Here is a 12,614-nt window from a genome sequence, read left to right as displayed (position 1 = left end):
GCTTACCAAGATAATTTAAAAATAGAAAAAAGAAGGAATAAAATGAGTTTTTTTTGTATTTTTAGAGGCTAACACGAAGAAAAAGAAGAGATAATAAATAAAAATAAGACAAATAATTAAATAACATTATAAACAAAACAAAAAACTCATAAATATAAAAATACTTATGAGTTTTCAATAAATTATATTTTTTATAAGTTACAAATCCTCTAATGAAAGCACATCTTTCATATTATAAAGACCTGATTTTTTATCACTTAGCCAAAGTGATGCCTTAACAGCGCCATTTGCAAATGTCATTCGACTAGAAGCCTTATGACTTATCTCTACTCGCTCACCGATATCAGCAAAAATTGCAGTGTGCTCACCCACAATATCGCCTGCACGAATAGTTGCGAATCCGATACTTTGAGGATCACGCTCTCCCGTATGCCCTACTCGTTCATAAACTGCGCACTCTTTAAGATCACGACCTAACGCATCTGCAATAGACTCTCCCATTGCTAATGCCGTACCGGATGGCGCATCAACTTTATGACGATGGTGAGCTTCTACGATTTCAATATCAGTGTAAGATCCCATCACTTTAGCTGCTTTTTCAAGTAATTTAAGCACTAAATTAACACCAACACTAAAGTTAGCTGCAAACACGATCGGGATGATTTTCGCTGCATCATCTATGGCTTTTTTGCCTTCATCATCAAAGCCCGTTGTACCAATGATCATGCCTTTTTTCTGCTCTACACAAAATGCAATATGAGAAAGTGTTCCTTCAGGGCGTGTGAAATCAATTAACACATCAAATTCATTCGCTTGAGCTAGCAAGTTATCAGTGATTGTGACACCAATATGCCCAATGCCTGCTAATTCTCCAGCATCAGCACCAATCAATGAAGAATTAGTACGCTCAAAAGCAGCACCTAAAACGGTTCCTTCTTGTTGAGAAATTGCCTGAATTAATTGACGCCCCATACGACCACCAGCACCAACGACAGCAAGACGAAGTTCTTTTGCAGACATAACTAAATTTCTCCTTAACGATACTTATTATCTCTATTTATTGTTTACAGATTAGCGATGTCATCCGCTTGATGCCAGCATTTAACGTTCGAGATAAGAAAAACACACAAAACCGTAGTCATTATCAGTAAAAGAGATGAACAGCATGATTATTCATTTAACTTTAGGTATAAAAAAAGCAGAGATTTAAACTCTGCTTTTAAAAATCACGCTTTCTAGATTGTCTTATTCGATAACTTTATAATCTAGACGAAGTTCTTTTGGTACTTCAAAAACAATATTTTCTTCACGCCCAGATAGTTCGATCACTTCATCAGCACCAAAGGTTTTTAAACGCTCTAATACTTGTTGAACTAAAATATCTGGAGCTGAAGCTCCTGCGGTAACGCCAACAATATTGGCATTAGCGACCCATGACTCATCAATATCTTCAAAGCTATCGATAAGATAAGAAGGCTTACCTGCGCGCTGAGCAAGCTCTGCCAAGCGATTAGAGTTTGATGAGTTCTTAGAACCCACTACAAATACAACATCTGCTTTTTCTGCAAGTTCTCTTGCAGCTTCTTGGCGATTAGTTGTTGCGTAGCAGATATCATCTTTACGAGGCCCAATAATTTTTGGGAAGCGTGCATTTAAAGCATCAATCACTTCAGATGTATCATCAACAGAAAGCGTTGTTTGAGTCATAAAACAAAGATTATCTTCATCTTTTACTTCTAATTTCCAAACATCAGCAGGTGACTCAACTAAATACATTCCCCCTTCAGGGTTATTGTATTGCCCCATTGTGCCTTCAACTTCAGGATGTCCCGCATGACCGATTAAAATCGCTTCTTTGCCTTTACGGCTTGCCCTTGCCACTTCCATATGAACTTTAGTTACTAATGGGCAAGTTGCATCATAAAGCATGGTTAAATTACGTGAACGAGCTTCTTGGCGAATCGCTTGAGAAACACCATGAGCAGAAAAAATTAAAATCGCGTTATCAGGGACTTCTGAAATTTCTTCAATAAAGATAGCGCCACGTTCACGTAAATCGTTAACGACATAGCGGTTATGAACGACTTCGTGACGAACATAAATAGGTGCGCCATAGATTTCCAGAGCGCGGTCAACAATGCTGATAGCTCGGTCAACACCCGCACAAAAGCCTCGTGGGTTAGCCAGCAGTATTTGCATGTGTTGTTTCCTCCTCAGGATTGATGCCGACGACTTCAATATCAAATGTCACTTCTTCTGATGCTAACGGATGATTAAAATCAACAGTCACAGAATCTTCAGTGACATCTCTGACAATGCCCGGCATTTCACTGCCATTCATTGCGGTAAATAGCATGATAGTACCTGCTTCAGGCACACCAGACTCTGCAAAGTCAGAAGGCATAAAGTATTGGATCAAGTCAGGATTGTATTTACCAAAAAGATGTTCACCCGCAAGCGTAAAGGTTTTTTTATCTCCCGTTGATAATCCCAATAATTCAGCTTCTAAGGCTGGCGATAAGCTTTCATCACCTAAACGAAAAAGTGCGGGTTTACCATGCGCTTGTGTAGATTCAGCAACAGAGCCATCTGCTAACTTTAAAGTGAAATTCAGCAACACTGCGCTGTCATTGAGTACCTGCATAACCATACTAATACCTTCTATTAAGCGTAACCCCCGCCATAAGGCAGGGGTTATTTTAGTTAACTTCTTGTCTGATTACTTTTGCTTTTTTGCATCTTGAGGACTGACATTTTTATCAGGAAAAAAGCTCTCAATAATGATAAGCCCTGCACCAATACAAATCCCCATATCAGCAATATTAAAGGTAGGCCAATGCCAATCTCCGATATAAACATCAAGGAAATCGATAACAAACCCATGGATCAGACGATCAGAGAGATTACCCAATGCTCCGCCAATAATTAGCGCATAAGCAACGTTACTTAGTTTGGCACTCGCTTTGTTTTTATACATCATTACCAATAACGTAATGCAGATTGCCAATGCAATCAGTGCAAAAAACCAACGTTGCCATCCCCCTTTATCTGCTAAAAAGCTAAAGGCAGCACCATAGTTATGGGCGTAAGTGAAATTGAAAAAAGGCATCACGGCAACAGATTCATACAGACGAAATGTCTGCATGAAATACTGTTTCGTTCCTAAATCCAACACCACTACGGCGACGGCCAGCCATAGCCAGCGTAAACCTGTAGAGCAAAGTGTTTTCTTCATTAATTAAGCAAACTTACGTTCTTCACCGTTACCGGCTACGTTAGTAACACAGCGTCCGCACAATTCAGCGTGTTCCGCTACTTGACCGATATCTGTCGCATAATGCCAGCAACGAGGACATTTTTCGCCATCTGCTTTGTTAAAGGCGATTTTTAAACCCGCCATATCAGAAGCTAATGCTGTTTCTGGTGCTTCATTAATATCTGCCACTTTCGCTTGAGAAGTTAATAAAACAAAACGCAGTTCGTTACCTAACGCATTTAACTTATCTGCTAAAGCTTTATCTGCATACAGAGTTACTGATGCTTCTAAAGAGCCACGCAGTTGTTTATCTGTACGAGCTTGCTCTAATATTTTGTTGACTTCACCACGAACGGCAAGTAATTCAGCCCAGTAGTCATCATTTAAGGTTTCTGATGCATCTAAGCCAAATAAATCGGTATACCATTCTTCCGTTAAGACATATTTTGCACGTTCACCTGGTAACTCATTCCAGATCTCATCTGCTGTGAATGACATAACTGGAGCCATCCAACGAACTAATGCTTCGCTGATATGGAATAACGCAGTTTGACAACTACGACGAGCAACACTATCGCTTTTCGCGGTGTACTGTCTATCTTTGATGATATCTAAGTAGAAAGAACCCATTTCCACTGAACAGAACTGCATTAAGCGCTGAATAACATTATGGAAATCGTAATTTTCATAGTGTTTTAGGATCTCTGCTTGTGCTGCTTTCGCACGACCAACTGCCCAGCGATCAAGTGTCACCATCTCTTCTGGCTTAACTTGGTGTTTTGCAGGATCAAAACCATTTAAGTTCGCTAAGAAGAAACGTGCAGTATTACGAATACGACGATAAGTATCCGCAGAACGTTTTAAGATCTCATCAGATACAGCGATTTCACCGGTGTAGTCTGTTGATGCAACCCATAAACGCAGGATATCAGCACCCAGTTTATCCATTACATCTTGTGGGCTGACTGTGTTACCGATAGATTTAGACATTTTACGGCCTTGTCCATCTACGGTAAAACCGTGTGTTAAAACTTCACGGTAAGGCGCTTTGCCTTTGATTGCAGTCGAGATCATCAGTGAAGACATAAACCAACCACGATGTTGGTCAGAGCCTTCTAAGTACATATCTGCTGAATTACCGTGGAATTCTGGACGATCGTCAACAACCGTTGAGTGGGTTGATCCTGAATCGAACCAAACATCCAGTGTATCTGGCGTTTTCATGTAATCGTCAGCTTCATCACCCAGCACTTCACGGATATCTAAATCCCACCATGCTTGAATGCCGCTCACTTCAACACGTTTTGCAACTTCTTCCATCAACTCTAAAGTACGTGGATGCGGCTCTTGAGTCTCTTTGTGAACAAACAGAGACATTGGCGTACCCCAAGTACGTTGACGAGAAATACACCAGTCAGGACGGTTTTCAACCATTGATTCAATGCGTGCTTGACCCCAATCAGGGATCCATTTAACACCTTTGATTTCTTTTAATGATTGTTGACGTAAACCGTTTTTATCCATGCCAATAAACCATTGTGGTGTTGCACGGAAAATAACTGGGGTTTTATGTCTCCAACAGCAAGGATAGCTATGCTGTAAGGCTTCGTGATGTAACAGCGCACCTTTTTCTTTTAGCAATTCAACAATGACATCGTTCGCTTTAAAAACAAAAACGCCATCTAATGTTGGGTAAGTGCCTGCTAAGTAGCAACCATTTGGTCCAACTGGGTTTGCAACTTCTAAACCGTATTTTTGACCAACAACAAAGTCATCAGGACCATGGCCTGGTGCAGTATGAACAGCACCTGTACCTGCTTCTAATGTAACGTGATCACCTAAAATTGCAGGTACATCAAAGCCCATAAATGGATGATTAAAGCGCAGTAGCTCTAAATCAGTACCTTTACATTCACCTAAAACAGTCCAGCTTGTTACGCCAATACGCTTCATTACGCCTTCAACAAGATCAGCGGCTAAAATCACGCATTCATCGTTAAAAGAGACTAAAACATAATTAAATTCTGCATTTAAGGCGATCGCACGGTTAGCAGGTAATGTCCAAGGCGTTGTTGTCCAGATAACCAAAGAAACTGGCTTATCCGTTGTTGCATGGAATTTAGCAGCTACAGCACTTGGATCAACGGCTGTGAAACGCACATCAATGGAAGGTGAAGTTTTGTCGTAATATTCAACTTCAGCTTCTGCTAATGATGAGCCGCACGCTGTACACCAGTGAACAGGTTTAGCCCCTTTTAACAGGTGACCATTTGCGATAATGCGCGCTAATGCACGGATAGTATTCGCTTCAGTTTTATAGTCCATTGTAAGATAAGGTTTTTCCCAATCTCCTAGAACACCTAAACGAATAAAATCTTTTTTCTGTGCTTCAATTTGCTCGTAAGCGTATTTACGGCATTCCTCGCGGAATTGCGCTGCAGATATTTTCTCTCCTGGTTTACCTACAATTTGTTCAACTTTTAGTTCGATAGGTAACCCGTGACAATCCCATCCTGGAATGTACGGAGAATCAAAGCCTGACAGCCCTTTGGATTTAATAATAATATCTTTGAGAATTTTGTTTACTGAGTGACCAATATGAATATTGCCGTTGGCGTATGGAGGGCCATCGTGCAAAATAAATGTTTTCTTACCACTTTTAGCCTGACGAATTGCTTGATACAAACCTTCTTTGTACCAACGTGATAACATCTCTGGCTCGCGCTTTGCTAAATCCCCGCGCATAGGGAACCCTGTTTCTGGTAAGTTCAGGGTATTTTTATAGTCACTCATTCGATTCTCAGTTCCAATTTTCCGCTAGTTTATGACTCCGACCGCTGCGATAAAAAATCCCTAGCAGTAGCCACATCATCTGCGATTTGCTGCTTCAATGCATCCAATGATGCAAATCGCTGTTCATTACGTAATTTCTTTCGTAACACAACATCAATACGACGTCCATATAAATCCATATTAACGTCGATTAAATGAACTTCTAATTGTACGCCCTTCCCTTGTACAGTAGGACGACTTCCGATATTTGCCACACCGGGTAAAGGTGATTGATTATCTGATAAATAGACATCAACGGCATAAACGCCTTTAACAGGTGCAACTAAGCGTTTCATAGGAATATTGGCTGTCGGAAAACCAATGGTTCTACCCAATTCATTACCATGAACAACACGTCCACAAACACTGTAAGGGTGTCCTAGTAGTGATTCAGCAAGGACTAAATCATCATTGAGTAACGCTTCTCGTACCGCAGTGCTACTGATACGTAATCCTTTATCGCAATAACTTTCGGTATTAGCGACTTCAAATCCATATCTTGCACCGGCTTGTTGTAAAAAGTGAAAATCACCTTCACGATTTTTGCCAAAGCGAAAATCATCGCCAATAGCAAGAAACTTCACCCCTAATTTATTCACCAATAGTGATGAAACAAACTCTTCTGGGGTTTGTGCTGCAAATTGTTTATCAAATTTGACACACAAAAGGTAATCAATACCACATTCAGCTAAATACTTTATCTTGTCTCGCAAGCGAGTCAGACGTGCTGGCGCCTTTTCTGGTAAAAAGAACTCAAGTGGCTGAGGTTCAAATGTCATCACAACAGTAGGTAATCCTCGCTGTGACGCCTCTTGCTTCAAGTGTTTCAATAATGCCTGATGGCCTCTATGGACACCATCAAAATTCCCAATTGTCAGAACGCACCCGTGGTGTAGCGCTCTAATATTTTGTATACCGCGAATTAGCTCCATAACTGGCTCAATACCGTGGAAATTATTGGATTATACCTTGTCAAAGGCTTGAGAGTAACCCAATATATCAATGTTTATTGATGAGTAATATCTCGATAAGTCGATTCACTGTTATTCTTAAATTTGATTGCTCACATCAAACAAAAAATGAACTATCACTCACTTCTTGGTTATAAAATCGCATAAAATCCAGCATAGATCCTATTAGAATCTATTATTTATTACTCATATACACGATTTTGATGATTTTTTCACTCAAAAGACTGTATTCTACCCGTCTTAACTGATAAAATCTTGCGCCATCACAACGAAACAAGTGTCGCGTACAACGACGCTAATTTTGTATAAATCCATTGACAAACTTAGGTTGAAAAGGCATATTCCTTCACCTTTGTATTTGTCCTCGCTAGAATATATTTGGGAGTTGGAACTTGGCTAATATCAAATCAGCTAAGAAACGTGCGGTTCAGTCTGAAAAGCGTCGTCAGCACAACGCAAGCCGTCGTTCTATGATGCGTACTTACATCAAAAAAGTATACGCAGCAGTTGCTTCAGGTGATAAAGAAGCAGCACAAAAAGCATTTAATGACATGCAACCAATTGTTGACCGTCAGGCAACTAAAGGCTTAATTCACAAGAATAAAGCAGCACGTCATAAAGCTAATCTGCAAGCACAAATCAAAGCAATGTAATATTGCTTTCTTGTGTTATAAAAAACCGGCTTATGCCGGTTTTTTGTTTTCTGCTTTTTAACCATAACCCGCTTATGGGTTTGTAACACTCTTCTTATCTCCATTAAAGAGTTCTGAAAAATCAGTATTACAAACACGTTGAACGGCTGGATGTTGGATCATTCGCTCTGCAAAAATCGCGTAGTACTCTTCCTTAACCGTATCAAGCATCCCAATTTCTTCGATATTACTATGAGCAAAAGTTTCATCGGTATACAGCGAAGGCGCGACAAAAATAGCATTATAATTTAAGCCAAATGCTTTCATTAATGCCGCATCATCAAACTCACCCAGTATTTCCACTTGCAGGTTTTTGTTACGTATCCATGTTAATAAATGGCGACCTAACATATATCGACGGCCAGGAATGAGGAGCTTTCTCTCTTCTAAACATTCAGGAAACGGTTTTTCAGGAAGAGGATGACTGCAAAAAAAGCTCATATTACATTCGCCTAGTTTTACAGAGAACAAACCTTCTTGTTGTGATGAATCCACAGGACAATCGGATAGGATCATATCCAGCTTATGCTGACTTAATTGTTCGAGTAATAGTTCATGAGTCGATTCAAAACAACGCAGATGAATTTGTTCATTATCAATAACAGCTGTTTCTAATACGCGACTGACTAATTGTTTTGATAATGCATCCGCAACACCGACATCAAACAGTAAATTCGATTCACGACTGTAGTTGACGATATCCAGCATTTCTTGGCTGAGCATAAACATTTTATCAGCATAACGAAAAATGAGCTGCCCCAATTCTGACGGAACCAACCCTCTTCCTTGGCGTTTAAATAATTTGCCACCCAATCTTTCTTCTAATGCTTTAATTTGCCCTGTAATTGTCTGAGGTGTCAGATACAGCGCTTGCGCTGCACCCACAACAGAGCCTTCTTTACACACATGCCAAAAATAATAAAGATGGTTAAAATTGAGATGTGACACCCGCATAGTTATCTTCCTTTCAACTTCTGTGCTTCAAACACAGACTATGTAATAACGCATTAGTTTACGATTGGCTTTCCTTGCATCCAATCCTCATAAAAACACCTACGGCACAATACACTGTATTGCACCGTAGGTTTAAATGTATAGCTCGGTATTTATTGTGTTGAAAAACTCAAATCCGTAATGAACTTCCCTATATTGACTTTGTTTTTAACTTCGGTAAAACAGAGCGAAGTAACAAATATCCCACAACAGCGGCTACCGTTGAACCTACTAAAATACCAAGCTTAGCGTAGGTATTATAAGCTTCATCCGCGCCATCGAATGCTAATCCTGCGATAAAGATAGACATAGTAAAACCGATACCACATAGCACAGATACTGCAAATATTTGTTTAAGGTTAATCGCATCTGGTAATTTTGCAATGCCTAGTTTTACCGAAACCCAACTAAAGAGGAAAATTCCAATCGGCTTACCTAAAAATAGACCTAACGCGATACCTAACGGTAAGGCAGACAACATGCCATCAAGCGTTACACCATTTAAAGAAACCCCTGCGTTACTAAATGCAAACAGCGGTAAAATAAAATAGGCAACCCAAGGGTGCAACACATGCTCTAATTCTTCAGAAGGAGAATCCCCTTCTTTATTTCTTAATGGGATAAGGAATCCCACAATCACACCCGCAATCGTCGCATGAATACCTGATTTTAAAATACACACCCACAAGATGAACCCAAGAATTAGATAAGCGGCCGTATTACCCACTTTACGCCAATTCATTATGCCCAGAGCAATCACGATTAAACCTGCCAAAGCAAGAGGCATTAGTGCAATACTCTTTGAATAAAAGAGTGCAATAATAACGATCACACCTAAGTCATCAATGATAGCCAATGCTAATAAGAAGACTTTTAATTCAACAGGAACACGCTTGCCAAGTAACGCCATAACACCCAATGCAAAAGCGATATCTGTCGCGGCTGGAATTGCCCAACCCTGCTGTCCAACGGCATCAGTATGATTAAACATCAAATAAACCAATGCTGGAGCTAACATACCACCCACCGCAGCTATCGCAGGGAAAATTGCTCTATCACGCTGAGCCAAAGAGCCTTCTTTTAATTCGCGTTTAACTTCTAATCCCACTACTAAGAAAAAGATTGCCATCAAGGCATCGTTTACCCAAAGTAATAATGGTTTATCAAGTTCGAATGCACCGAATTTGATCATAATGGGAATAGATAAAAACTCATTATACAAAGCACTTAGAGGTGTATTCGCCATAATCAATGCGATAATAGCAGCAATAATCAGAAGAATACCGCCTGATGCCTCTAATCTCAAAAATTGTCTAATAATTGCCGTCATAATATTAACCTCAGAATCACTAATCTTGTTAATAATATGCTAATCATGGATTCGTAAAAAACAGATTATTTATGGATAATAACTCGGATTATTCGAGCTAAATAAGAAATACCAAGAAAAACAAGATGAATAAGATCAATTCATCAACATAGTTTTTCAATAGTGAAAAAAAGATAATAATTAAGAGTTACAATAATAACCAATTGAATATAAATATTATTTTTCACCATTCAGTAAAAACAAGCGTCTTTTTTAATAAATGATGCCAATTGATAAAATAGCTAAAACGTATTAATTTTTATTACTGAAAAAATGGCGTTTACTCCTCACCCTTAAAATCATCTCAAATGATAAAAAAGAAATAGTGGCGTATTTACTGTTTAACCACTGTGCTATTGTTTTATAAAAAATTACCCTTTCCATATTAAGGTTTCTATCAATATGTCGATTACTGTTTTTATTGCCGTTTTATTTGCTGCTATCTTTCATGCATGCTGGAACGCATTGGTTAAAGTAGGCAATGATCGATTTTTAGGGATCTCATTACTGACTTTCTTTTCTGGTGTTGTAACACTACCCGCCCTATTTTGGGTTGGGCTACCTGATGTTGGTGCATGGAAGTGGCTTGCCCTTTCTGTTTTATTTCATATTGGTTACACACTCTCTTTAAGCCGTTGTTATACCTTGGCTGATTTTAATCAGGTTTATCCTATCTCTCGCGGTAGTGCGCCATTAATGACCGCTTTTCTTGGTTTCTTTCTCTTTCATGAAACACTACCAATAGCTGGCTTGCTAGGCATTTTATTTATCATTTTGGGTATTATCCTTATCTCGCGCAGTAGGAAAATAGCAGAGTTTAATTTACGTAAAGATGCACTCTTTTTTGCGTTGCTTACCGCATTATTTACCGCAAGTTATACCCTATCCGATGGTAATGGCTCTCGTGTAGGTGAAACACCTTTTGCTTATATTTTATGGCTCTTCTTTTTAAATGGTATTGCAATGTATTTACTTGCTTGGCTTCGTTATCGCCAACATTTAAAAGCCAAAATAAAAGATTATTGGAAACCCGCATTTTGGGGTGGGATCATGCAATTGGTAAGCTATGGCATTGTGATATGGGCGATGAGTCATGCGTCAATCGTACTTGTGGCTGCATTAAGAGAAACCAGCGTGTTATTTGCCATGATCTTATCTGTCTATCTGTTAAAAGAGCAATTTAACCGTAAACAGCTATTAGCGTGTTTAGTGATTTTAGCGGGTATTGTTGCTATCAAGATAGGGTAACTTCAAATAAAAAAGCCTGATGACAGTCTTTATCATCAGGCCTTTTTGAAGGTGGTAAGAAAAATTATTTGGTTAAATCATCAAAGAATTTTTTCACACCATCTAAGAAACTTTTAGAGCGAGGAGTGTTTTTCTCACCACTCTTGCCACCGAATGATTCACCCAGTTGCTGCATTAACTCTTTTTGTTTCTCATTGAGTTTAACCGGTGTTTCAACTACAACGCGACACATTAAGTCACCAATACTACTACTGCGTACTGATTTAACACCTTTGCCTTTCATGCGGAACATTTTACCAGTTTGTGTTTCTGCTGGAATTTTAAGTTTCACACGGCCATCAAGTGTTGGGACTTCAATTTCACCGCCCAAAGCAGCAATAGCGAAGTTAATAGGGACTTCACAGTAAAGGTTATTGCCATCACGTTCAAAAATATGATGCTGACGAACATGAACCTGTACGTATAAATCACCTGCTGGTGCGCCATTTTCACCGGCTTCACCTTCGCCGCTTAAGCGAATACGGTCGCCTGTATCAACACCGGCTGGAATTTTGACAGATAGCGTTTTAGAGCGTTCAACACGACCATCACCATGACATTTAGAGCAAGGCTCTTTAATCACTTTACCGCGACCATGACAAGTTGGACATGCTTGCTGTACAGTGAAGAAACCTTGACGTAAATGAACCTGACCAGCACCATGACAAGTAGAACATGTTTCTGCTGATGTGCCTTCTTTAGCACCGCTACCATGGCATTTGTCGCATGTTTCTAGTGTAGGTATACGAATTTCTTTAGCAACACCACGAACCGCTTCTTCAAGCGTTAGATCCATGTTGTATTGTAAGTCAGAACCACGCGCTGCGCGTTGTTGACGGCGACCACCACCAAAAATATCACCAAATACATCACCAAAGATATCACCAAAGTCAGCACCACCGCCGAAGCCGCCGCCACCTTGACCACCAAATCCACCTTGTTCAAATGCAGCATGACCATACTGATCATAAGCAGCACGCTTTTGAGCATCACTTAAGATTTCATAAGCTTCTTTGATTTCTTTGAATTTTGATTCTGACTCTTTATCACCTTGATTTCGGTCTGGGTGATATTTCATTGCTAAACGCTTATATGCGCGTTTAATTTCTTTTTCGTCGGCAGTTTTACTTAAACCGAGTACTTCGTAAAAATCTCTTTTCGCCATTCTAGATTACCCTTGACATAAGCACACGGGCGTTGAGTTTCCTCGACGC

Annotated in this window: 11 protein-coding genes; 2 read left to right on the top strand and 9 right to left on the bottom strand. The window is 39.6% G+C overall.

The genetic code is table 11. The features are described from left to right. Positions 1 to 198: 198 nt before the first annotated feature. The 6 genes from dapB to ribF all read right to left on the bottom strand — a co-directional run bounded on the left by dapB (position 199) and on the right by ribF (position 7,020). The gene (gene dapB, locus D7029_RS03170; RefSeq protein WP_194951819.1) at positions 199 to 1,020 is read right to left on the bottom strand and encodes a 4-hydroxy-tetrahydrodipicolinate reductase; all 822 of its coding nucleotides are present in this window, start codon (positions 1,018 to 1,020) and stop codon (positions 199 to 201) included. Positions 1,021 to 1,245: 225 nt separating this feature from the next. After that, complete coding sequence (gene ispH, locus D7029_RS03165) at positions 1,246 to 2,199, bottom strand: 4-hydroxy-3-methylbut-2-enyl diphosphate reductase (RefSeq protein ID WP_098941153.1); 954 nt, start codon at positions 2,197 to 2,199, stop codon at positions 1,246 to 1,248. After that, complete coding sequence (gene fkpB / locus D7029_RS03160; RefSeq protein ID WP_088493753.1) at positions 2,180 to 2,650, bottom strand: FKBP-type peptidyl-prolyl cis-trans isomerase; 471 nt, start codon at positions 2,648 to 2,650, stop codon at positions 2,180 to 2,182. Before fkpB ends, ispH begins: the two co-directional genes overlap by 20 nt. 69 nt (positions 2,651 to 2,719) lie before the next feature. Beyond that, positions 2,720 to 3,235 carry a signal peptidase II gene (lspA, locus tag D7029_RS03155; protein WP_088493754.1) on the bottom strand — a complete coding sequence of 172 codons (516 nt, stop codon included), beginning with the start codon at positions 3,233 to 3,235 and terminating at the stop codon, positions 2,720 to 2,722. Positions 3,236 to 3,238: 3 nt separating this feature from the next. Further along, positions 3,239 to 6,049 (bottom strand): isoleucine--tRNA ligase, encoded by a 2,811-nt coding sequence (gene ileS / locus D7029_RS03150; protein WP_194951818.1) that lies wholly within the window; start codon positions 6,047 to 6,049, stop codon positions 3,239 to 3,241. Between the two features lie 29 nt (positions 6,050 to 6,078). Then, positions 6,079 to 7,020 (bottom strand): bifunctional riboflavin kinase/FAD synthetase, encoded by a 942-nt coding sequence (gene ribF / locus D7029_RS03145; RefSeq protein ID WP_109393193.1) that lies wholly within the window; start codon positions 7,018 to 7,020, stop codon positions 6,079 to 6,081. 431 nt (positions 7,021 to 7,451) lie between these two features. Between ribF and rpsT the strand changes: the two genes are divergently transcribed. Then, positions 7,452 to 7,712 carry a 30S ribosomal protein S20 gene (gene rpsT, locus D7029_RS03140; RefSeq protein WP_004248964.1) on the top strand — a complete coding sequence of 87 codons (261 nt, stop codon included), beginning with the start codon at positions 7,452 to 7,454 and terminating at the stop codon, positions 7,710 to 7,712. Positions 7,713 to 7,784: 72 nt separating this feature from the next. Here the strand turns inward: rpsT and nhaR are convergent, their stop codons facing one another. Next, positions 7,785 to 8,705: a transcriptional activator NhaR gene (gene nhaR, locus D7029_RS03135; RefSeq protein WP_194951817.1), complete on the bottom strand. Its 921-nt coding sequence runs from the start codon at positions 8,703 to 8,705 to the stop codon at positions 7,785 to 7,787. A gap of 190 nt (positions 8,706 to 8,895) precedes the next feature. Continuing rightward, a complete protein-coding gene (gene nhaA, locus D7029_RS03130) occupies positions 8,896 to 10,074 on the bottom strand; it encodes a Na+/H+ antiporter NhaA (protein WP_165125969.1) in 1,179 nt (392 codons plus the stop codon). A 441-nt stretch (positions 10,075 to 10,515) separates the two neighbouring features. Here nhaA and D7029_RS03125 point away from each other — a divergent pair, with 441 nt between their 5' ends. Further along, positions 10,516 to 11,361 carry a DMT family transporter gene (locus D7029_RS03125; protein WP_088493759.1) on the top strand — a complete coding sequence of 282 codons (846 nt, stop codon included), beginning with the start codon at positions 10,516 to 10,518 and terminating at the stop codon, positions 11,359 to 11,361. Between the two features lie 64 nt (positions 11,362 to 11,425). Here D7029_RS03125 and dnaJ read toward each other — a convergent pair whose 3' ends face one another. Next, on the bottom strand, positions 11,426 to 12,565 hold the full coding sequence (gene dnaJ, locus D7029_RS03120; protein ID WP_088493760.1) for a molecular chaperone DnaJ: 1,140 nt from the start codon (positions 12,563 to 12,565) through the stop codon (positions 11,426 to 11,428). Positions 12,566 to 12,614: the final 49 nt, after the last annotated feature.

It is taken from the genome of Proteus vulgaris, assembly GCF_016647575.1.
Lineage (GTDB): Bacteria > Pseudomonadota > Gammaproteobacteria > Enterobacterales > Enterobacteriaceae > Proteus > Proteus mirabilis_B.
Note: the sequence above shows the minus strand (reverse complement) of the source record. Positions and strands in the feature narration are given on the sequence as shown.